The 20,447-nt window shown below is 29.6% G+C and carries 21 protein-coding genes and 1 pseudogene; 10 read left to right on the top strand and 12 right to left on the bottom strand.

Annotated features, from left to right (window positions below; translation table 11 throughout):
* Nucleotides 1–663: sugar transferase (locus tag ACTG3S_RS11165; RefSeq protein ID WP_439129436.1), on the top strand; the 663-nt coding region annotated here is incomplete at its 5' end.
* On the opposite strand, the gene ACTG3S_RS11160 is transcribed toward ACTG3S_RS11165, so the two are convergent.
* The 3 genes from ACTG3S_RS11160 to ACTG3S_RS11150 form a co-directional block, all read right to left on the bottom strand.
* The gene (locus ACTG3S_RS11160; protein WP_439129434.1) at nucleotides 643–1,830 is read right to left on the bottom strand and encodes a lipoprotein N-acyltransferase Lnb domain-containing protein; all 1,188 of its coding nucleotides are present in this window, start codon (nucleotides 1,828–1,830) and stop codon (nucleotides 643–645) included. The two genes, ACTG3S_RS11165 and ACTG3S_RS11160, sit on opposite strands and share 21 nt — an antisense overlap.
* Before the next feature lie 5 nt (nucleotides 1,831–1,835).
* Nucleotides 1,836–2,906: a PorV/PorQ family protein gene (locus ACTG3S_RS11155; RefSeq protein ID WP_439129433.1), complete on the bottom strand. Its 1,071-nt coding sequence runs from the start codon at nucleotides 2,904–2,906 to the stop codon at nucleotides 1,836–1,838.
* A 69-nt stretch (nucleotides 2,907–2,975) separates the two neighbouring features.
* Nucleotides 2,976–3,959, bottom strand: a complete 984-nt coding sequence (locus ACTG3S_RS11150; RefSeq protein WP_439129432.1) for a YheT family hydrolase — start codon at nucleotides 3,957–3,959, stop codon at nucleotides 2,976–2,978.
* A gap of 103 nt (nucleotides 3,960–4,062) precedes the next feature.
* Here ACTG3S_RS11150 and ACTG3S_RS11145 point away from each other — a divergent pair, with 103 nt between their 5' ends.
* Complete coding sequence (locus tag ACTG3S_RS11145) at nucleotides 4,063–4,812, top strand: CDP-alcohol phosphatidyltransferase family protein (protein WP_439129431.1); 750 nt, start codon at nucleotides 4,063–4,065, stop codon at nucleotides 4,810–4,812.
* Nucleotides 4,787–5,161 (top strand): glyoxalase, encoded by a 375-nt coding sequence (locus ACTG3S_RS11140; protein ID WP_439129430.1) that lies wholly within the window; start codon nucleotides 4,787–4,789, stop codon nucleotides 5,159–5,161. Before ACTG3S_RS11145 ends, ACTG3S_RS11140 begins: the two co-directional genes overlap by 26 nt.
* Here the strand turns inward: ACTG3S_RS11140 and lptB are convergent.
* The 4 genes from lptB to ACTG3S_RS11120 form a co-directional block, all read right to left on the bottom strand.
* Nucleotides 5,155–5,895: an LPS export ABC transporter ATP-binding protein gene (gene lptB / locus ACTG3S_RS11135; RefSeq protein WP_439129429.1), complete on the bottom strand. Its 741-nt coding sequence runs from the start codon at nucleotides 5,893–5,895 to the stop codon at nucleotides 5,155–5,157. The two genes, ACTG3S_RS11140 and lptB, sit on opposite strands and share 7 nt — an antisense overlap.
* 134 nt (nucleotides 5,896–6,029) lie before the next feature.
* Nucleotides 6,030–6,383 carry a carboxymuconolactone decarboxylase family protein gene (locus ACTG3S_RS11130; RefSeq protein ID WP_439129428.1) on the bottom strand — a complete coding sequence of 118 codons (354 nt, stop codon included), beginning with the start codon at nucleotides 6,381–6,383 and terminating at the stop codon, nucleotides 6,030–6,032.
* Complete coding sequence (tatC, locus tag ACTG3S_RS11125) at nucleotides 6,358–7,185, bottom strand: twin-arginine translocase subunit TatC (protein WP_439129427.1); 828 nt, start codon at nucleotides 7,183–7,185, stop codon at nucleotides 6,358–6,360. The genes ACTG3S_RS11130 and tatC overlap by 26 nt, the downstream gene beginning before the upstream one ends.
* A complete protein-coding gene (locus ACTG3S_RS11120; RefSeq protein WP_439129426.1) occupies nucleotides 7,185–8,153 on the bottom strand; it encodes a KpsF/GutQ family sugar-phosphate isomerase in 969 nt (322 codons plus the stop codon). The genes tatC and ACTG3S_RS11120 overlap by 1 nt, the downstream gene beginning before the upstream one ends.
* Nucleotides 8,154–8,291: 138 nt before the next feature.
* Here ACTG3S_RS11120 and ACTG3S_RS11115 point away from each other — a divergent pair, with 138 nt between their 5' ends.
* Nucleotides 8,292–10,472 (top strand): RecQ family ATP-dependent DNA helicase, encoded by a 2,181-nt coding sequence (locus ACTG3S_RS11115; protein WP_439129425.1) that lies wholly within the window; start codon nucleotides 8,292–8,294, stop codon nucleotides 10,470–10,472.
* A gap of 24 nt (nucleotides 10,473–10,496) precedes the next feature.
* Here the strand turns inward: ACTG3S_RS11115 and ACTG3S_RS11110 are convergent, their stop codons facing one another.
* Nucleotides 10,497–11,174: a ZIP family metal transporter gene (locus ACTG3S_RS11110; RefSeq protein WP_439129424.1), complete on the bottom strand. Its 678-nt coding sequence runs from the start codon at nucleotides 11,172–11,174 to the stop codon at nucleotides 10,497–10,499.
* A complete protein-coding gene (locus ACTG3S_RS11105; RefSeq protein WP_439129423.1) occupies nucleotides 11,174–11,899 on the bottom strand; it encodes a class I SAM-dependent DNA methyltransferase in 726 nt (241 codons plus the stop codon). The genes ACTG3S_RS11110 and ACTG3S_RS11105 overlap by 1 nt, the downstream gene beginning before the upstream one ends.
* Nucleotides 11,900–12,010: 111 nt before the next feature.
* Here ACTG3S_RS11105 and ACTG3S_RS11100 point away from each other — a divergent pair, with 111 nt between their 5' ends.
* Entirely contained in the window at nucleotides 12,011–13,192 is a 1,182-nt protein-coding gene (locus tag ACTG3S_RS11100) for a THUMP domain-containing class I SAM-dependent RNA methyltransferase (RefSeq protein WP_439129437.1), read from the top strand.
* A 140-nt stretch (nucleotides 13,193–13,332) separates the two neighbouring features.
* Here the strand turns inward: ACTG3S_RS11100 and ACTG3S_RS11095 are convergent, their stop codons facing one another.
* The 3 genes from ACTG3S_RS11095 to ACTG3S_RS11085 all read right to left on the bottom strand — a co-directional run bounded on the left by ACTG3S_RS11095 (nucleotide 13,333) and on the right by ACTG3S_RS11085 (nucleotide 14,717).
* Entirely contained in the window at nucleotides 13,333–13,632 is a 300-nt protein-coding gene (locus ACTG3S_RS11095) for a type II toxin-antitoxin system RelE/ParE family toxin (protein ID WP_439129422.1), read from the bottom strand.
* A complete protein-coding gene (locus ACTG3S_RS11090) occupies nucleotides 13,625–13,876 on the bottom strand; it encodes a type II toxin-antitoxin system ParD family antitoxin (RefSeq protein WP_439129421.1) in 252 nt (83 codons plus the stop codon). The genes ACTG3S_RS11095 and ACTG3S_RS11090 overlap by 8 nt, the downstream gene beginning before the upstream one ends.
* 214 nt (nucleotides 13,877–14,090) lie before the next feature.
* The gene (locus ACTG3S_RS11085; protein WP_439129420.1) at nucleotides 14,091–14,717 is read right to left on the bottom strand and encodes a hypothetical protein; all 627 of its coding nucleotides are present in this window, start codon (nucleotides 14,715–14,717) and stop codon (nucleotides 14,091–14,093) included.
* Between the two features lie 214 nt (nucleotides 14,718–14,931).
* On the opposite strand from ACTG3S_RS11085, the gene priA reads away from it, so the two are divergent.
* From priA to ACTG3S_RS11060, 5 genes and pseudogenes are all read left to right on the top strand, one after another.
* Nucleotides 14,932–17,379, top strand: coding sequence for a replication restart helicase PriA (gene priA, locus ACTG3S_RS11080; protein WP_439129419.1), 2,448 nt, complete (start codon nucleotides 14,932–14,934; stop codon nucleotides 17,377–17,379).
* Nucleotides 17,380–17,575: 196 nt separating this feature from the next.
* The gene (locus tag ACTG3S_RS11075) at nucleotides 17,576–18,133 is read left to right on the top strand and encodes an RNA polymerase sigma factor (RefSeq protein ID WP_439129418.1); all 558 of its coding nucleotides are present in this window, start codon (nucleotides 17,576–17,578) and stop codon (nucleotides 18,131–18,133) included.
* Complete coding sequence (locus ACTG3S_RS11070; RefSeq protein ID WP_439129417.1) at nucleotides 18,120–18,938, top strand: hypothetical protein; 819 nt, start codon at nucleotides 18,120–18,122, stop codon at nucleotides 18,936–18,938. Before ACTG3S_RS11075 ends, ACTG3S_RS11070 begins: the two co-directional genes overlap by 14 nt.
* Nucleotides 18,939–18,999: 61 nt before the next feature.
* Nucleotides 19,000–20,103 (top strand): hypothetical protein, encoded by a 1,104-nt coding sequence (locus ACTG3S_RS11065; RefSeq protein WP_439129416.1) that lies wholly within the window; start codon nucleotides 19,000–19,002, stop codon nucleotides 20,101–20,103.
* A gap of 213 nt (nucleotides 20,104–20,316) precedes the next feature.
* Nucleotides 20,317–20,447 (top strand): annotated as a pseudogene (locus ACTG3S_RS11060) (alanine dehydrogenase); the annotation flags it as partial.

Here is a 20,447-nt window from a genome sequence, read left to right as displayed (position 1 = left end):
ATTACATCAAGTGTACCAAAAGAATATTTAGAACATAATTTTTATAAATATATTAACTTTAGTAAAAATAATAATAATAGGTTTTATCTATTTGGTTTAAGAACTGTAGATATTGTAGTCGCAGTTTTAGGGTTAATTTGTTTTATTTTTTTGCTACCTATTATTATTGTTGGTAATTTATTAGCAAACAGAGGTCCTTTCTTTTATGCTCAAAAAAGGATTGGTCAAAACGGAAAAATATTTAAAATATTTAAACTGCGTTCTATGGTAAAAAATGCAGAAAAAGATGGCGCAGTTTGGGCACAGAAAAACGATGTTAGAATAACTTCTTTTGGTAAGTTTTTAAGAAATACGCGTTTAGATGAAGTACCTCAGTTTTTTAATATTTTAAAAGGAGAAATGAGTATTATTGGGCCAAGACCAGAAAGACCAGAATTTGTAAAATATTTAGAAAAACAAATCCCTTTTTACGCCATTAGACATGTTGTTAGACCAGGTTTAACTGGTTGGGCACAAGTAAATTACCCGTATGCAAATACAATTGAAGAGCAAGAGACAAAACTACGTTATGATTTATATTATATTAAAGAAAGAAGTGCTTTTCTAGATTTTAAAATTCTAATTAAAACAATTACGACCGTTTTATTTTTTAGAGGACAGTAGGTATTTATAAAGAAAAATATACCTCACAAAAAGCAACAATAATAAAGGGATTATGGCTATCGGAAAAACCTGAATCTTAAAAACCCAAAATACAGGAATTACTAATAAAAATAGTAAAAGCAACATTAAATATCTTTTAAACCATGTCTTTAAAATACTTTTAGATACTAGAAAAGCTAAAATTAAGTTTGGTAAAAACGCCCACAGAATATTAAAATTATTTGGGGCAGTTTTGTGAGAAGAAAATAACCATAAGTAGACTAAAATTAAACCAACAAACCCAGTTATAAAAAACACTAAAAAATCTACTATTTTGGTTCTACTATTTTTCTCATAATCTTTGTAGGTGATGAATATTACAATTAAAGTAATAAACGTAAGTATTATAAGCGGACTAAATAAGCTGAATTCTGAGTTCCTTTTCTCTTCAAAATTTAATATTACATCTTCTCTTAAAACAAGTTGTTTTTCTTTATCATTACTCTTTACTGAAGCATTTTTAAAAAGAGAATACACAAAATCTGGTAAATACATATGTGCCTCAGGTTTTCTTTTTACATCTAAAATAGTACCTGCAATTAAGTTGATGCCTAAATTTCCCCAAGAATTATAGTAAAGTTCTTGATTCATTAAGCTTCTTAAACTTTTATTTTCTTTTATACCTTCTGTCTCGAATATTACCTTATTCTTAAAAACATCCTTTGTAATATCTCTAAGTTTTGTGGCACAATTATTAAAAAATGGATCGTATAAATAGGTTGCATTTTCTTTTAGTGCATTGGTTTCTAAATATCCAAAATAGGCTTGTTTTTCTTGCTGATTTAAATTTAAAACCTGTTGTTTTACCCAACGTCTATCTCTCTTATAACTATTTAAAAAATATTTAAAATCGTATTTAGCTAACAGGTAATACATTTTTCCTTGCGCAAAATTGGTGTAAAAATTTGGTGCATTAAAATCGAAAATCCCGTAGTTATAGATGATATCTAAGTTTAAAACCGGGTCTTTAATCCTGATAGCAGAATGCCCAAATTTTTCATATAATTCATCTCCAGGTCCTGCTGTAACTATAGAAATTTCTGAATATACGGATAAATTTACTTGAGCTTTTTGTAATTGAATTCCTAAAAATGTAAATAAAAGCAGTAAGAAAATACTTTTTTTCATAAAAACTAGGGTCTTAGAAACAGAAAATCGAAAGTAATAGAAAAAATATTAGAATATAAAGCGTTACCAACACTACCAATATTTGTAAGTGCATAATCTACTTGGATTCCCTTGTAGTTAAAACCAACTCCAAAATTGGGTTGTAGTGATACTGATTTTGTATTATCAAATTGAGTAATGTATTGAAAATTACCAACACCAGCTCGTAAATATACCAATTGGTCATAATCTACTTGAAAGCCAACAGCTGGGTCTATACTTGCAGCATCAGAAGATAAGATATCATTGGTTTTAGCAAATCTTACATTTAAATCTACCTCTGTTAATAGGTTAAAAAAGCGTCCAATTCTAAAATCTTTGGCAACACCTAATTGTAATTTTGGTTTTGTAATTTCGGTAGTTTCCGGTAATTCTTGATTTTGCCCAGGAATAGCATCTTTTATTTTATCAAATTCGACTTCATTTATTGCCCAACTATTAAAAGTAGTTGTAATGTCTCTAGCCATTACCCCAAATTTCCAATTATTTCTTTCAAATTGTAAACCAACATCAAAACCAAATCCCCAAGAAGAAGCAAAGTTACCTATGGTTCTTCTTACAATTTTGGCATTTACACCAAATTTTACATCTTTAAATATTAAATTTCTAGCATAAGCAAAATTAAACGCATAATCGGCAGCTGAAAAAAGACTTATTCTATTAAAATCTATATTTCCTTCGCTATCTATAAGTTCTGTGGTATTTAAAATGTCATCTACACCAAAACGAATGATGGAAATACCCAAAGCACTTTCTTTGTCTATTGGCATTGCAAAAGCCGCATGATTATAGTTGGCAATACCTGCAAAATAGGAGGCATGCATTAAAGACCCTTGGTAGTCTTCTATACCCACCAAGCCTGCAGGATTCCAATAAATTGCATTTACATTATTGGTAGTTGCTACCACAGTTTTACTCATACCTAAAGCTGCTGCATCTACACCAATATTTAAAAATTCGTTAGAATAGCTTCTAAATGCTTGTGCATTTAGCAAGTAATTTGTGAATAATAAAAAAAGGAATAATTTTAATTTCAACTGTAATATTTTTCTAAAACAAATATCTAAAATACTAATAAAATAACAGTTGTTTTTATAAGTTATTGTTTAGTGTAAATTTATTTTAATATTTTCTTCTATAAACCTTGCAATTCTTTGTTCTAACCAAGTATTTTCATTGGGTTTAAAAGAAGTCATAAACCCCACATGACCTCCAAAATTCGGGATTTCTAAAAAGAAATATTTAGATTGTAAAGCTTCTTTTCTTGGATAGCATTCTGCAGATAAAAAAGTATCATCCTTAGCGTTTATAAGTAGAGTTGGTCTGTCTATTTTAGAAATATAAGGTTTAGAACTTGCTTTTTGCCAATAATCTTCTGGATTTTTAAACCCGAAAACAGGCACTGTATACAAATATTCTAAATGCTTAAATTTAGTAGCCTTAAAAAGTTGATCTTTGTCTAAATTATATGCTGGAAACTTGTAAGCTTTTTCTAAGATCTTGTTTTTCATGGTTTTAAAAAACATTTCTACATATAATTTATTCTTTAATTTTTCCATTTCTACTTCTGCTGTAGCAATGTCTATAGGTACAGAAACTGCAATGGCTCCTTTAATTTTATCAGACAATTTCTCTTGAAATTCCCCCATATATTTTAAGGTTAAATTACCACCTAAGCTAAAGCCAACTAATATTAAATTTTCGTAATCGTAGGTTTTTAAAAGGTGATTCACTATAAACTCAACATCTTCCGTTTTACCACTGTGATAGGTTGCTAATAATAAATTATCTTCTCCACTACAACTTCGTAAATTAAAACAAACAGTATCTAAACCTTTGTTATTTAGAAAATTAGAGGTAGATGCCATGTATTTAGATTCTGAACTTCCTTCTAAGCCATGTATCAACAAAACCAAGGTATTTGAGCCTACTAAAGAAAAATCTAAGTCTATAAAATCATCATCCCAGGTAATTACTCTTTTTCTAAGGTAATTGCAAGTGTCTTTCATAAAAAGAGGTCTGTACATGGTGTTAAAATGTCCATTTTTAAAAGGTAAAGTAGGAGAGAAGTCAGATTCTAAAATTGGCATAGTAATACAATTTGGTAGATTTTTTTAAAAATACATAAAAAAAGACAATATTAGAAAACAACCCAATTTCTATTTCTTATTTTAGCTTTTTATTCCATTTATTATGAAAAAACACATTCCTAATTTATTAACACTTGGAAATCTTTTTTGTGGAACGGTTGCCACAATTTTTGCAGTACATGGAGTTTTTGAACTCGCAGCACTGTTTGTAGTATTAGGTATATTTTTCGATTTTTTTGACGGATTTGCAGCACGTTTATTAAATGTTTCAGGTGATTTAGGCACACAATTAGATTCTTTAGCAGATATGGTTACAAGTGGAGTTGTACCAGGAATTATAATGTTTAGGTTGTTATCTCCAAACGATTATTTTGTTTCAAGTTTTGAAGGGACAGAGAGTATGATTTGGAGTGGAATTAAAATAGCTCCAATTCAACTTTTAGGTTTATTATTAACTTTAGGAGCCTGTTATAGATTAGCAAAATTTAATATCGATACAAGACAAACCGATTCATTTATAGGTTTGCCAACACCAGCAATGAGTTTGTTTGTAATTTCTTTGCCATTAATTCAACAATTTTCAGATATTGAATTTACTCAGAATTTAATTTCAAATAATTATTTTTTAATAGCGATTACTTTAATTTTAACCTATTTAATGAATGCTGAATTGCCTTTATTTTCATTAAAATTTAAAGAATATTCAATTAAAAATAATTTGGTAAAATATTTATTTTTAGTGGTTTCTTTAGGGATGATTATCTTCTTACAATACCTTTCAATTCCTTTAATAATAGGTCTTTATGTAATCGTATCAATATTTTCTAATGATGGAAAAAAAGCAGCTATTTAAATCAATAAGACCGTTTATTGGTGCTAATAATTTTGAAGAATCTAGACGCTTTTACAAAGATTTAGGTTTTTCGGAAGTGGTTTTATCAGAAACCTTGTCCGTTTTTAAGGTTGACGAAAAGTTAAGTTTTTATTTACAAAAAGCCTACGTAAAAGATTGGGTAGATAATACCATGTTATTTTTAGAAGTAAAAAATGTTGAAGAGTATTTAGAAATTCTAAAATTTAAAAATCTTTCAGAAAAGTTCGAAAAAGTAAAACTATCAGAAATTGTAAATAACGATTGGGGTAAAGAATTCTTTTTGCATGATCCATCAGGAATTCTATGGCATATAGGTTGTTTTTATTGAAAAATTTTCTTCTTTTTCAACTCAAAATCTTTGCCCAAATATACTTTACGTACCATTTCGTCTGCAGCCAATTCTTCTGGAGTACCTTCTTTTAAGATACTACCATTATACATTAAATAGGTTTTATCTGTAATCGCTAAAGTAGCTTGTACATCATGATCTGTAATTAAAATACCGATGTTTTTATTTTTCAATTGAGCCACAATACTTTGTATGTCTTCTACAGCAATTGGGTCTACGCCCGCAAAAGGTTCGTCTAGTAAAATAAAATTAGGGTCAGAAGCCAAACAACGTGCAATTTCCGTTCTCCTTCTTTCTCCACCAGATAATAAATCACCTCTATTTTTTCTTACATGGCCAATATTAAACTCTTCTATAAGAGATTCTAATTTTATTTTTTGCTCTTTTTTAGAGCGTCCAGTAAATTGTAAAACAGACATAATGTTATCTTCCACAGACAATTTTCTAAAAACAGAGGCCTCTTGTGCTAAGTAACCAATCCCTTTTTGGGCACGCTTGTACATGGCATCTTGGGTAATTTCTTCATCATTTAGAAAAATAGTGCCAGTATTGGGTTTAATCATGCCAACAATCATGTAGAAAGAAGTTGTTTTCCCAGCACCATTGGGTCCTAAAAGACCAATAATTTCTCCTTGCTGAACTTCTAAAGAAATGCCTTTTACAACTTTTCTACTTCCGTATATTTTCTGAATGTTTTCTGCTTTTAAAATCATATTTTATGATGTTTAATTGTGTAATTGTTGAAACGTATAATTGTTTGCTTTTGTAAATGTAATAAATATGTCTGTTAAGAATCTTAAAGCATTCTTAAACGTTTATTCATTTACACAGTTAAACAGTTACACAATTACACTATTTCTTCTTCTTCAAGAAGATACCAGTATTCAACCGCTTTTCTTAAATGTGGTATTACTATGGTGCCTCCAATTAAGTTTGCAATAGACATAGTTTCCATCATTTCTTCTGTAGTTACACCATTTTTTTTAGCGGCTTCTAGGTGATATTGTACACAATCATCACATCTTAAAACTGCTGAAGCTACCAAACCTAAAAGCTCTTTGGTTTTAACGGGTAAGTGCCCTTCTTTAAAGGCATTTGTATCCAAATTAAATATTCTCTTAATTACTTTATTGTCTGATGCTAGAATTTTTTCGTTCATTTTAGAACGATAATCATTAAACTCTTGGACTTTTTTGTGCATTTTTTTGTTGTTTTTTAATCACCATTTTAGAAACTTTAATACTTACTTCGTATAAAATAAGTATTGGAATTGCTACAATTACTTGACTAGCAATATCTGGAGGCGTAATAATTGCTGCTAATATTAACACAACAACCAAAGCATGTTTTCTGTATTTTTTTAAAAACTGAGGTGTTACCAAACCAATTTTTGTTAAAAAATAAACAAGTACTGGTAACTCAAATAAAATAGAAACTCCCAATAACATATTGGTTACAAGTCCTATATGGGAATCCATTGTAAAATTATTCTGTATTAAATCTGTAATTTGATAATTATATAAAAAATGGATAGATATTGGTGCAATTACATAAAAGCTAAATGCAATTCCTATAAAAAATAAAAATGAGGCAATAAAAATAAAACCACTAGAGTTTTTAATTTCTTTTTCGGTTAAACCTGGTGATATAAAACGCCAGATTTCCCATAATAAATAAGGAAAAGAGAGTACGATACCTAAAATTAATGAAGACCAGATTGAGTTCATTAATTGCTGAGTAGGTTTTAAACTGATTAAATTATCTTTAAAAGTAACGTTGCAAAACGTACTATCCATACCAAATAAGTTAAAAAAGTCGCAAAAAAGTTGGTAAGTTATAAAATCTGGTTTTCTATGTGCCAATAAAAAATGTTCATACACTTCTTTTTGAAAAATAAATAATACAATTGCAATGATAAATATTGCTGATGCACTCCTAACCAAATGCCATCTTAATTCTTCTAAATGTCCTAAAAAAGACATTTCTTTTTGTGCTTTTGCCATTAGAAAATCCCTTCTTTAATTAAATCATGTAAATGTACAACACCCACATAGTTATTATCATTATCTACAACTAATATTTGTGTTATTTTGTTGTTTTCTAGCTTTTCTAAAGCTTCTACAGCCATAGCATCTTTGTGTATTGTTTTTGGGTTTTTACCCATTATATCTTGTGCTAGCAAATTATTAATGTCGGTTGTTTTGCTTAACATTCTTCTGATATCACCATCTGTAATAATACCAACAAGAGTATTGTTTTCTAAAACAGCGGTTACTCCAAGTCTTTTTTCAGAGATTTCTAAAATTACTTTAATTACAGAATTTTTAATATCTACTTCTGGCTTTTCATTGTTTTTTATGAGGTCAGAAACTCTTAAATACAAACGCTTACCCAACGCTCCACCTGGATGATATTTTGCAAAATCTTTACTAGAAAACCCTCTTAAATCTTGCAAACAAACCGCCAAAGCATCTCCCATTACTAATTGAGCAGTAGTACTAGTTGTGGGTGCTAAATTATTTGGACAAGCTTCTTTTTCTACAAAAGTGTTTAATGTAAAATCTGCGTTTTTCCCTAAAAAAGAATCAATATTACCAGTAATGGCAATAATTTTATTTCCGTAATTCTTAATTAATGGAACCAAAACTTTAATTTCTGGCGTATTTCCACTTTTAGATAAACAAATTACAATATCGTTTTCTTGTACATTACCTAAATCTCCGTGAATGGCATCTGCAGCATGCATAAAAATAGCAGGTGTGCCAGTAGAATTTAAAGTAGCTACTATTTTTGTAGCAATGTTTGCGCTTTTTCCAATTCCTGTAACAATTACTCTACCATTTGCGTTTAAAATGTAATTTACAGCTTTTTCGAAATTGCTGTCCAGTAAATTTCCCAAATTAGCAATTGCAGTACTTTCTAATAAAATAGTTTCTTTTGCAGTTTGTAAAATTGGTTTCAAATTTTTCAATTGGTTTGTATTTTATCAGAATAAAAAAAAGTTATATCTTTAGATTAAGAAACGAGCAAATTTACTACAAAAAATAGTTACAACAAATAATAAAGAAAGTTTGTACGTTGTTTTTAATTTAAAACGAATATTCAATAAATGGATTTACATAGTCCTTTAAAAAAGTTCTTTGGATTTAACAAATTCAAAGGCTTACAAGAGCAAGTTGTTAAAAGTATTGTAACTGGTAATAATACATTTGTTATTATGCCTACGGGTGGTGGTAAATCACTTTGTTACCAATTACCGGCATTAATGCAAGAGGGTACAGCAATTGTGGTTTCTCCATTAATTGCGTTAATGAAAAATCAAGTAGATGCTATAAGAGGAATCTCAGAAAATAATGGGGTTGCTCATGTATTAAACTCTTCTCTAAACAAATCTCAAATAGCACAAGTAAAAGAAGATATTTCTAACGGAATTACAAAACTTTTGTATGTAGCGCCAGAATCTCTAATAAAAGAAGAGTATGTTACTTTTTTAAGAACTCAAAAAATTTCTTTTGTTGCTATAGATGAAGCCCATTGTATTTCTGAATGGGGACATGATTTTAGACCTGAATACAGAAACTTAAAACACATTATAAAAGCAATAGATAATGTACCTGTTATTTGTTTAACAGCTACAGCAACAGAAAAGGTACAAGAAGATATTTTAAAAACCTTAGGAATTTTAGATGCCAACAGATTTAAAGCTTCTTTTAATAGACCTAACTTGTTTTATGAGGTTAGACCTAAAACAAAAGAAGTTGAAAAAGATATCATCAGATTTGTAAAACAAAGACAAGGTAAATCAGGTATTATTTACTGTTTAAGTAGAAAAAAAGTTGAAGAAATTGCACAGATATTACAAGTAAATGAAATAAATGCAGTTCCTTATCATGCTGGTTTAGATGCTAAAACACGGGTAAAACATCAAGATATGTTTTTAATGGAAGATTGTGATGTCGTAGTAGCAACCATTGCTTTTGGTATGGGAATAGATAAGCCAGATGTTCGTTATGTAATACATCATGACATTCCTAAAAGTTTAGAAAGCTACTACCAAGAAACAGGTAGAGCAGGAAGAGATGACGGAGAAGGGTATTGTTTGGCTTTTTATGCTTATAAAGATATAGAAAAACTAGAAAAATTTATGTCTAGTAAACCTGTTGCAGAACAAGAAATAGGGCACGCATTATTGCAAGAAGTTGTAGGTTATGCAGAAACCTCTATGAACAGACGTAAATATTTATTGCATTATTTTGGAGAAGATTTTGATGAAGTAAATGGAGAAGGTGCAGATATGGACGATAATTCTAGAAACCCGAAGAAAAAGCATGAAGCTAAAGAAGATGTGCAGAAATTATTATCTGTGATAAAAAACACCTTACAGAAATATAAATCTAAAGAGATTGTAAATACAATTATTGGTAAAGAAAATGCTTTATTAACCTCGCATAAAACGCATTTACAACCCTTTTTTGGTATTGGAAAAGATAAAAAAGCCTCTTATTGGATGGCTTTAATTAGACAAATTTTAGTTGTAAACTACATTAAAAAAGAAATAGAGCAATATGGTGTTATCAAATTGACAGAAAAAGGGGCTCAGTTTTTAGAAAAACCTACTTCTTTTTTAATGACAGAAGACCATTCGTATTCAGAAGAAAATGATAATAATATTATAACCAATGCTAAATCTACGGGTGCTTCAGATGATAAATTGATGAAAATTTTAAAAGATTTACGAAAAAAAGTAGCTACCAAATTAGGTATTCCGCCTTTTGCAGTTTTTCAAGACCCATCTATAAATGATATGGCTTTAAAATATCCAATTACTTTAGAAGAACTATCTAAAGTGCATGGTGTTGGAGAAGGTAAAGCAAGAAAATTTGGGAAAGATTTTATAAAATTAATTGCACAATATGTAGATGATAATGATGTATTAAGACCCGATGATTTAATTGTAAAAAGTACGGGTACAAATTCTGGGTTAAAACTATTTATAATACAAAATACCGACAAGAAACTTCCTTTAGAAGATATTGCAAAATCGAAAGGTTTAGAAATGGAAGAATTGATTAAAGAAATGGAGGCAATCATATTTTCCGGAACCAAATTAGATATCAATTATGCATTAGATGATTTATTAGATGAAGATCAACAAGAAGAAATACATGAGTATTTTATGGAGGCAGAAACTGATAAAATTCAAGATGCCTTAGACGAGTTTGATGGCGATTATGATGAGGAAGAACTACGGTTAATGCGTATTAAATTTATTAATGAAGTTGGCAATTAAAAATTATACTTAAAGAGTATATTGTTATAAAGTAAAAATAGTTAACAAAATTCCTAAAAGAATCGCAACAAACTTCTGCAAATTAAATTTATGATTTTCTGTTGTTTCAAAAAGAATGATGGTAGATATATGTAAGAAAACCCCTATAATTAAAGCAGTAATTTCTGTTGCATAGCTATTAAAAAATAAAATTTTATCACCTAAAAGTATTCCTAAAGGGCTCATAAGAGCAAAAAAGAATAGAAACAAAAAAACAGTTTTTTTTGAATATTTGGTATGTAGCAAAAAGGTTGTCAACACAATCGCAATCGGAATTTTATGAACTACAATTGCCCATAATAAATTACTGTCTGCATGATGAATTGGCAAACCTTCTGAAAAAGCATGAATACACAAACTCACAAACAGTAATGAGGGGAATTGTTTACTATCTGTATGTATATGAATATGTCCATGTTCTGCACCTTTAGAAAACGATTCTAAAACGGATTGTAATATAATTCCTGCTAAAATAAAAATTCCAACAAGGGTATCATCAGAATTTATTGTATAAACATCTGGTAATATGTGTAAAATAGTAACAGACAGAAGATAAGCGCCACTAAAAGCTAATAGTAAGCGAACAATTTTAGTACTTGGTTTTATAATAAAAACCAATATAGCACCCAATAAAACAGATAAAATTAAAAAAATATAACTCATTATTTTGCTACTGTAATTAATCTCTTAGAACTTTTGGCATCAAACTGATTTAACTGATAATTTCCAAAAATATGTGTTATATGAAAACCTACTTTATTTAAAAAACGGGTCATTTTTTCTAAATCTAAATATTTTACACGTTCTGTAAAATTATGATTTTTTCCATCTGCAAAAAATGAAATATGTTTTAAAATAAAACCCTCTTTAATTTCTCGTTTTATGTAAAAAGTAATATTCTCTACAATTTTAGTTTCTTGGGCTACCAAGTTATTTTTAACAAAAGTCGGATTTAAAAAATCGAATACAAAAACACCGTTTTTAGTCAAACTGTTTTTAATATTTTGTAAGGTTAAAATATCTTCTTTGTCCTCTTTAAAATAACCAAAACTTGTAAACAAATTAAAAACAGCATCATAACTGTTGTTAAAAGGTTCGCGCATATCATGCAATTTGAACTTTAAGGTATCATTTTCAAATTTTTTAGCAGCTTTTATACTGTTTTCAGACAAATCTCCTCCGGTAACTTTATAACCTAAAGAATTTAAAAAAACCGAATGACGCCCTTTGCCACAAGGCAAATCTAAAATATGAGTACTTTTGGGCAACTGTAAAAAAGTGGTGATATTTCGCATAAATAGCTGCGCATCATCATCATTTCTATCCTTATATAATATGTGATAGTAAGGTGTGTTAAACCAATCTACAAACCAATCTGTTGTTTTCATATCTAATTTAAGCATGTAAAAGTAACTAAATCTTGCTTGCTAAAAAATCAAATTTAGAATTTCTAATAATTCCTACTTAGAAAGTGTATTTTTGCAGTCAATTTTATGAGTATGAACAAAGATTTTAAAATGACAGCAACCACACTTTTTGGTTTAGAAGGTGTATTGGCAAACGAACTTAAATTATTAGGCGCACAAGATATTAAAGAAGGCGTTAGAAGCGTTTCTTTTAGAGGCGATAAAGGTTTTATGTACAAAGCCAATATTGCGTTAAGAACTGCAGTACGTATTTTAAAGCCTATAAAAACTTGTAAAATTTATGATGAAGAAGATTTGTACGAATCTATTCAGAAAATAAAATGGGAAAATTATTTAGATGCAGAAGGTACTTTTGCCATTGGCGCAGTTGTTAATTCTAAGAATTTTACGTCTAATTCGCATTATATTTCTTTAAAATCTAAAGATGCGATTGCAGATTATTTTCGACATAAATATCACAAAAGACCCAATGTAGATTTAAAATATCCAGATGTAAAAATACATGTGCATATTCAGAAAGATTGGTTAACAGTTTCTTTAGATTCTAGTGGAGATTCTTTACACAAAAGAGGCTACAGAACTGCTACTAACATTGCACCCATAAACGAAGTTTTGGCTGCAGGTATGGTTTTATTATCTGGTTACAGAGGCGATGAAAATTTTATAGATCCCATGTGTGGCTCTGGTACTATTTTAATAGAAGCAGCAATGATAGCCAATAACATTCCTGCAAACATCAATAGAAAACTCTTTGCTTTTGAGCATTGGAAAGACTATGATGAGGATTTGTATTTTACAATACAAGATGCTTTGTTAAAGAAAATTAGAAGTTCACATTTTAAAATTATGGGTTTTGACAAAGCACCATCTGCTGTACAAAAAGCAAAAGCCAATATAGAAAGTGCCAATTTAGACGAGTTTATTGGTGTGCATCATGTCAATTTTTTCAACTCAACCAAAGAAGTTTTTGGCAATACTACCATTTTGTTTAATCCACCTTATGGCGAGCGTTTAAATATAGATACACAAGAATTTTACAAGAAAATAGGCGATACCTTAAAACACAATTACCCAGGTTCTACTGCTTGGTTAATCACTTCAGATACAGATGCTTTAAAATCGGTCGGTTTACGAACTTCTAAAAGAATTGCGTTAAAAAATGGAGATTTAGACTGTAAATTTGTAAAGTATGAGTTGTATGAAGGAACTAGAAAAATGAAACCTCGTAAAGAAGATGCTAATTCTGAAGAGTAGTTTTTTTATTTTCGCTAAGGTGGGGATATGAGCAGTAGCTCTCCCCTAATGTTGATTATTTTTTATTGTTTGTTTTTACTTTTATTTTCGTTGTATTACGAATTGAAGCTATTGCTTATATGCGTTGTTGTGCGCAGTTTTCATTCTGTTATTCTATTTTTCAAGTCCATCCTTTCGTGCAATATTCTCGTAATTTCAACATAATTTTCGTTAATAGTTCTGTAGAATATTATATGTCGATTTACCTTTATTCCAAGAAGTTGTCTTGCTATTCCTTCATATTTTTTTCCTAAATCTGGATTGTCTGCAATTTCCTGGCAGTCGGAAATCAGTTTATCGTAATACTTGTCGGCCTGTTTTTCCGACCAAACCTCAAATGTGTAATCCCAAATCTTCGATAAATCTTCAACAGCTTTGTTAGTTAACTTGTATTTAGCCATTCGATTTCTTTTTGGCTTTTAGAGATTCAAGATGTTTTTTTGGATCAAAATCGTGAGCTATTCCGCTATCAATTCCTTCGTGTATTGCATTTTTCAAAGCAATCATTTTGCTTTCTTCTTCTTCCAATAGTCTTAATCCAGCCCGTATAACTTCACTAACGTTTTTAAACCTTCCTTCACTTATGCGACTTTGAACGAATTGGTCAAAATAATTACCGAGTGAAATTGATGTGTTTTTGTTCATTTGTTTACATATTTATTCAAATATACCAAAAATTGGTATAACACCAAAATTGTCTCGAATTGCGCACAACGTTAACTCGAATATGACGTCGTTTTAATGACTTATATTCGAAGTTAGCGAAGTTCGTTTTTTTTAAGTTTAGAAACAAACCAAATTATTTCTTGTAAGAGTTAAAAAAAAAACCAAACTAGTTCATAATTTTTTTAATCCATAATTAATCTCCACCAATCCAAACATCCCATTCTTTTATAGAGTAGTAGGTTGGTGTAATATCGTCATTCGGATATGTTGAAATTCTGGTTTTTGGGTTTTTCATAATTCCTTCAACCCACTTTTTTCTATCGATATAATCTTTGTATGTATAAAACTCATCAGGTTCACCAATATCATCTTTAGTGATATGATGCTCTTGGTGTCTATATTCCCAATCCAAACCTTTAACATCTTCAGGAAAAGGTTTAGTGTTTTTGGGTTTGTAAAAAGTTTTGTCATAAAAATCCAAACAAGCACCCAAAGCACAAACTACTTGGCATTTAGAAACATCATGAGGGAAATACCAAATTTTTAAATAATATGGCTCCTTTAATGCTTCTAATTGTTTTTTCCAATGCCTGTAAATGGTAAAAATTCCTGCTACAATTTTTTTTCTTGTCTTTCCTTTTGGAGGCGAAAACTCACTGTTTAACACACTAATATTGCTAAAAGGAGCTACCCAAACTTTTACATATTCTCTTTCTCTTTGTTGCAGGTATGCTACATCTAAAACTTTATTATTTTCTACCCAAAAATCAATATCCTTCCAAATACGTTTGTGACCTCTTATTTTTTTATATCGAATCATTCTTACAAATCTAATACTTTAAATAAAACTTACTATTTGTTTGCAAATTAATGTTTAAAATCTAACGTTTTTTATGTAGTTTTGATAGTTATTAATTGTAAAAGAATGTCAGTTTTAGCAATTTCAATTTTGTGATTGGAATTGTATATAGAACTTTTTTAAAATAAGACTTCTTGATACAATTTTTCTCATTTCAATCGAAAAACCACTCAAGGTGTCAAAACATTTTATAGACCTTATTTTACCCATTCCACTTCAAAAAACGTTTACCTATTCAGTTACAGAAGAGGAAGTTAGTTTTTTACAAAAAGGAATGCGTGTGGCCGTTTCTTTCGGGAAAACCAAAATGTACACGGGCTTGGTTTTTAACATTCATACAACAGCACCTACTTTGTATGAGGCCAAAGAAATCAATCAAATTTTAGATGCAACACCTATTGTAAATGAACAACAATTAAAACATTGGCAATGGATTGCTAATTATTACATGTGCGCTTTAGGTGATGTGTATAGAGCGTCTTTACCATCTGCATTTTTGCTAGAAAGCGAAACCATAATTTATAAAAACGAAGCATTTACAGATGATGTTTCTCTAGATGACAATGAGTTTCTAATTTTTGAGGCTTTACAGCATCAATCACAATTAACCATACACCAAGTTGCAGCTATTTTAGGGAAGAAAAAAGTAATGCCTATTGTAAATGAGTTGATTAAAAAATCTGCCATTTACATTAAAGAAGAAATTTATGAAACGTACAAACCTAAATTGATAAAATATGTGCGTTTGCATAAAGATTATAATTCAGATGATTCTTTAAACGCGCTTTTAGAAGAATTGTCGAGAGCAAAAAAACAACGAGAAGCTGTATTAACTTTTTTTCAATTAGCTTCTTCTAAAAAACCTATTAAAGCGAAAGATTTAGAAAAAGCAGCGAATGTTTCACCTTCCATTTTAAAATCTTTGGTAGACAAAAATATCTTCGAGTTTTATCACATTCAAACAGATAGAATTAATTTTAAAGGAGATACCAACGATTTAAAAACTTTGAACGAATTTCAAGAAACAGCACTTTCAGAAATTAAAGAAACGTTTACAAAAAAAGACGTTACATTATTACACGGAATTACGAGTTCTGGTAAAACAGAAGTATATACAAAACTAATACAAGAAGTTTTAGATGCTGGTAAACAAGTCTTATTTTTATTGCCAGAAATTGCTTTAACCACCCAAATAATCACACGTTTAGAATTTTATTTTGGCAATCAAATCTCTGTGTTTCACTCAAAATACTCTATGAATGAAAGGGTAGAGGTTTGGAATAATGTGTTAGAAAATAAAACAAAAGCACAAATAATTTTAGGAGCAAGATCTTCGGTTTTTTTACCTTTTTCTAATTTAGGATTGATTGTGGTAGATGAAGAACATGAAACTTCTTACAAACAATTTGAGCCATCACCAAGATACAATGCACGAGATGCAGCCATTGTTTTGGCAAAAATACATCAAGCAAAAATATTATTGGGTTCTGCAACACCCTCTTTAGAAAGTTATTTTAATGCACAGCAAAAAAAATATGGTTTTGTGGAATTAAACAGACGTTTTGGCAATGTTCAATTGCCAAAAATAGAGCTGATTGACGTAAAAGAAAAACACAGAAAAAAAGAAATGAATGGCCATTTTTCTGATAGAATGCTCAAATTAATTCAAGAAGCTTTAGACGAAAAAGAGCAAGTTATTTTATTTCAAAACAGACGTGGTTATTCACCTGTGGTAGAATGTAAAACTTGTGGTGTTTCTCCAGAATGCCCCAATTGCGATGTTACCTTAACTTTTCATAAATACAAACACGAATTACGTTGCCACTATTGCAATTACCAACGTGCAATGCCCAATAGTTGTGCAGCTTGTGGGAGCAATACTTTAGATACCAAAGGATTTGGTACAGAACAAATTGAGCTAGAACTAAAAGAGTTATTTCCCGATTTTAAAATTAGTAGAATGGATTTAGATACTACTCGTGGTAAATTTGGTTATCAGAAAATAATTGGTGCTTTTGAGGTCAAAGAGATAGATATTTTAGTAGGTACACAAATGTTGTCTAAAGGTTTAGATTTCGAAAATGTGTCTTTAGTAGGCATTTTAAATGCAGATACCATGTTAAACTTTCCAGATTTTAGAGCGCATGAAAGAGCTTATCAAATGATGGTACAAGTTTCTGGTAGAGCAGGTCGTAGCAAAAAACAAGGAAATGTTGCCATACAAACCTACAATCCATATCATAAAATATTGCAACAAGTTTCTACTACAAATTATATAGAAATGTATAAAGAACAGTTGCAAGATCGTTGGCAATATAAATATCCACCTTATTATAGGTTGATAAAAATCACCTTAAAACATAGAGATTACAACAAACTAGATACTGGCGTAAATTGGTTATTCAAAGCCTTATACAATGCTTTTGGTGAAAACGTTTTAGGCCCAACTGCACCAGCAGTTGCTAGAATAAGAAATCAGTATATTAAAAATATTGTGATTAAAATTCCACCAAAACAAAGCTTAGCAAACACCAAAAACACGGTTTCTAAAATTAGAAACACGTTTGAAGCTGTTAAAGATTTTAGACCTATCAGATTTATTTTGGATGTGGATGCTTATTAAAATTAGTTTTTAAAATAGGTATCTACAACACGAGTTAGACTATATTCTATTTTAGGATTGCTTTTGTCACATACCAACCAAAAACTATTAACTAAAAACCAAAAAAGTTTTAAAAAACTTTTTTACACAAAGCAACCTTTTTAAAACTTTGGTAGTCTATATATTTGTAAGGCAGTAAAACCAGATTTTAAGAGGCTTGAAAATTATCAACTTGCATACCGAAAAATCGCTTATTAAAAAAGCGAGTAACAACAACAGAGAAGCGCAAAAACAATTGTTTGAGCAACATTCTCCTAAAATGTTGGGCGTTTGTAGGCAATATGTAAAAGATTTGCATCATGCAGAAGATTTGATGTTACAAGGATTTTTAAAGGTTTTTACCAACTTACAAAAGTTTAAACACGAAGGAAGTTTTGAAGGTTGGATTCGAAGAATTATGATAAACACCTGCATTTCTTATCTCCGTAAAAAAAATGTAATTAATCTATCTGATGAAGAATATGTATTTAACGATGCAGCCACAGAAAGTTTAGAAAATACGGCTGTTGAAGACATTCAAAACTTGATAGATCAATTACCAGAAGGTTACAAAATGGTATTTAATTTATATGCCATAGAAGGTTTTAAACATTCAGAAATTGCAGAAAAATTAGGCGTTTCTGAAAGTACATCAAAATCGCAATTATTTAAAGCGCGTAAATTATTGCAAGAAAATTATATAAAAATGAATACAACAGTTCATGAAATCAAATAAAATAGATAAAAACGTAAAAGAAAAACTTGCAGAAAGAGTTTTTCAACCATCTGCATCTGCCTGGGAACGTTTGTCTACTCAGTTAGACCAACAACCTGCGCAAAAAAAGAGAGGTTGGTTTTTTTATATAGGCTATGCAGCAAGTATTTTGGTTTTAATTTCTTTAGGAATTTATCTCTTTTCTGATAAAGAAGAAGTTATCATACCAGAAACCATCATTGTAGATACACCTATTGATACAGTTCTTATTAAAAATAAAATAGACCAACTTTTTAATGAAGTTCCAGTTGAGGAAGTCATTGCAAATAATGAGAAAAAAGTAGAAGAAACCAAACCAAAAAGCGTCAGTTCTAATAAAATAAAGAATTCAACAAAAAAGGTAAATAAAATTGCAAATAATGGAAACATCAATAAAAAAGAAATCAATAAAAAAGAAATCGAAAATAAAGTTGCTATAAATATTGATGAACTAAAACCATTCGTAAAAAAAGAAACCTTTGAATCTACCGTAGAAAACAATAAAAACAGCCGAATAAAAGTAAGTGGAGCAGATTTGTTATATGCTGTAACACATTCAGATACAGAAGTGAAAGCATATTATGCGAAACATAATGTTACTAGAGATGATGTTTTAAAAACGATTAAAAGTGAGCTCAAAAAATCGAATTTAAAAGTAAATCCCGAAACCATTTTAGCAGAAGTAGAAAGTACTATTAATGATGATTTTTTTCAGAATAACTTTCTAAATTCTCTAAAAAGAAGAGTAACAGATATCGCTTCTGTAATTGCTAGTAGAAATGATTAAAACCCATCTTTTTGAGTTTAGTCGAAAAATCAAATTAAAAAACAATTTTAAAACAATAAAAATGAAAAAAATAGTACTATTAATCTTCTTTTTTGCATCACTGGTAGTCGTTGCACAAGAAAAAACATTTGAAAAAGAAGTTGCAAAAATTTCTAAAAGAATTGAGCTGATTACAAAAAACCAGAAAGATTCCTTAAAAACAAAAGTGTTAGAAATAGACAAGAAATTAGACAAAGGCGAAATAACAAAACCAACAGCAGAAACGCTAAAGAAAGAAGTGGCTGCATACCATGCTAAACAAATAGAGTTAAAAGTGGGCGAGCAAGAACGTTTGTTACAGTTGTTGGTACAAGACAAAACCAATGGTAAAATTGCAAGTTCTTCTAATAAAGATTTTAGTAATGATGATGAAATAAACACATTTACTGTGGGTAACAAAACATTTCGTTTTACGGTAGATAGTGATACTAATTATAAGAATAAAAAAGAAAAAAAATGGCATAGATCTAACAGAAGAAACAGAAGTACAACCACACAATTTGTTTTTGCAATGGGTGCGAATAATGTATTGCAAAACAATCAATTATCATCTTTAAACGACTCTGAATATCAATTTAGGCGTTCTCGTTTTTACGAATTAGGTTTTACTTGGAAAACTCGATTTTCTAGAGAAGCTTCTCAATTGTATTTTAAATATGGTGTTTCTTTTCTTTGGAATAATTTACGACTAGAAGACAATCAATACCATATAAAAAATGGTGATGTTACAGAAATTCAAGTTTTTCCACAAGATTTAAAAGACAGTAGATTACGTCATGTACAAATGAATTTTCCTGTACATTTAGAGTGGGATTTATCAAAAAATAAAAAATACAAAGATGGTTTTGTATATGATAGAAGAAACAGTTCTGTAAGAATCGGAATAGGAGGTTTTGCTGGTTTTAAGTTAGGTACAAGACAATATTTAGAATATTCAGATCCAAATAACGGAGACATAGAACAAGTTGCTTATGATAATTTTAATATGAATGTTTTTAACTACGGTTTAAGTGCCTATTTGGGTTACAAGTCTACAAGTTTATATGTTAAGTACGATTTAAATCCTCTGTTTAAAGACACAGAAACTAGAAATATTTCTATGGGACTTCGTTTCGATTTAGATTAAACAACGTATTAAATACTTTTACAATTGTAATAAAGTCAGCTTTTAAAGCTGACTTTTGTTTTATTAATAATTTTTACTAATAATTTCTCTATTAACATATTTTTTTAAGAATAATAAAGTTGATATCATAAAAATAAATCAAAGTATCTTTTAATTATTATATCTCAAAAAAACAAACTAACTTTAACTGCTTATAATTCTTAAATAAGCAACATGAAAATTGGAATTCCCAAAGAAATTAAAAACAACGAGAGTAGGGTAGGAATGACACCTGCAGGTGTTTTTGAACTCACCAAAAGAAATCACACAGTTTACATTCAATCTACAGCAGGAGAAGGTAGTGG

Origin of the sequence: Polaribacter sp. (assembly GCF_965656025.1) — a bacterium.
GTDB lineage: Bacteria > Bacteroidota > Bacteroidia > Flavobacteriales > Flavobacteriaceae > Polaribacter.
Note: the sequence above shows the minus strand (reverse complement) of the source record. Positions and strands in the feature narration are given on the sequence as shown.

Bases quoted from the DNA above. Each gene is read 5' to 3' on its own strand.
- ACTG3S_RS11160 (WP_439129434.1), bottom strand. From the start codon at position 1,830: ATGAAAAAAAGTATTTTCTTACTGCTTTTATTTACATTTTTAGGAATT.
- ACTG3S_RS11150 (WP_439129432.1), bottom strand. From the start codon at position 3,959: ATGCCAATTTTAGAATCTGACTTCTCTCCTACTTTACCTTTTAAAAAT.
- ACTG3S_RS11145 (WP_439129431.1), top strand. From the start codon at position 4,063: ATGAAAAAACACATTCCTAATTTATTAACACTTGGAAATCTTTTTTGT.
- ACTG3S_RS11140 (WP_439129430.1), top strand. From the start codon at position 4,787: ATGATGGAAAAAAAGCAGCTATTTAAATCAATAAGACCGTTTATTGGT.
- lptB (WP_439129429.1), bottom strand. From the start codon at position 5,895: ATGATTTTAAAAGCAGAAAACATTCAGAAAATATACGGAAGTAGAAAA.
- ACTG3S_RS11130 (WP_439129428.1), bottom strand. From the start codon at position 6,383: ATGCACAAAAAAGTCCAAGAGTTTAATGATTATCGTTCTAAAATGAAC.
- tatC (WP_439129427.1), bottom strand. From the start codon at position 7,185: ATGGCAAAAGCACAAAAAGAAATGTCTTTTTTAGGACATTTAGAAGAA.
- ACTG3S_RS11115 (WP_439129425.1), top strand. From the start codon at position 8,292: ATGGATTTACATAGTCCTTTAAAAAAGTTCTTTGGATTTAACAAATTC.
- ACTG3S_RS11110 (WP_439129424.1), bottom strand. From the start codon at position 11,174: ATGAGTTATATTTTTTTAATTTTATCTGTTTTATTGGGTGCTATATTG.
- ACTG3S_RS11105 (WP_439129423.1), bottom strand. From the start codon at position 11,899: ATGAAAACAACAGATTGGTTTGTAGATTGGTTTAACACACCTTACTAT.
- ACTG3S_RS11100 (WP_439129437.1), top strand. From the start codon at position 12,011: ATGAACAAAGATTTTAAAATGACAGCAACCACACTTTTTGGTTTAGAA.
- ACTG3S_RS11095 (WP_439129422.1), bottom strand. From the start codon at position 13,632: ATGGCTAAATACAAGTTAACTAACAAAGCTGTTGAAGATTTATCGAAG.
- ACTG3S_RS11090 (WP_439129421.1), bottom strand. From the start codon at position 13,876: ATGAACAAAAACACATCAATTTCACTCGGTAATTATTTTGACCAATTC.
- ACTG3S_RS11085 (WP_439129420.1), bottom strand. From the start codon at position 14,717: ATGATTCGATATAAAAAAATAAGAGGTCACAAACGTATTTGGAAGGAT.
- ACTG3S_RS11070 (WP_439129417.1), top strand. From the start codon at position 18,120: ATGAAATCAAATAAAATAGATAAAAACGTAAAAGAAAAACTTGCAGAA.
- ACTG3S_RS11065 (WP_439129416.1), top strand. From the start codon at position 19,000: ATGAAAAAAATAGTACTATTAATCTTCTTTTTTGCATCACTGGTAGTC.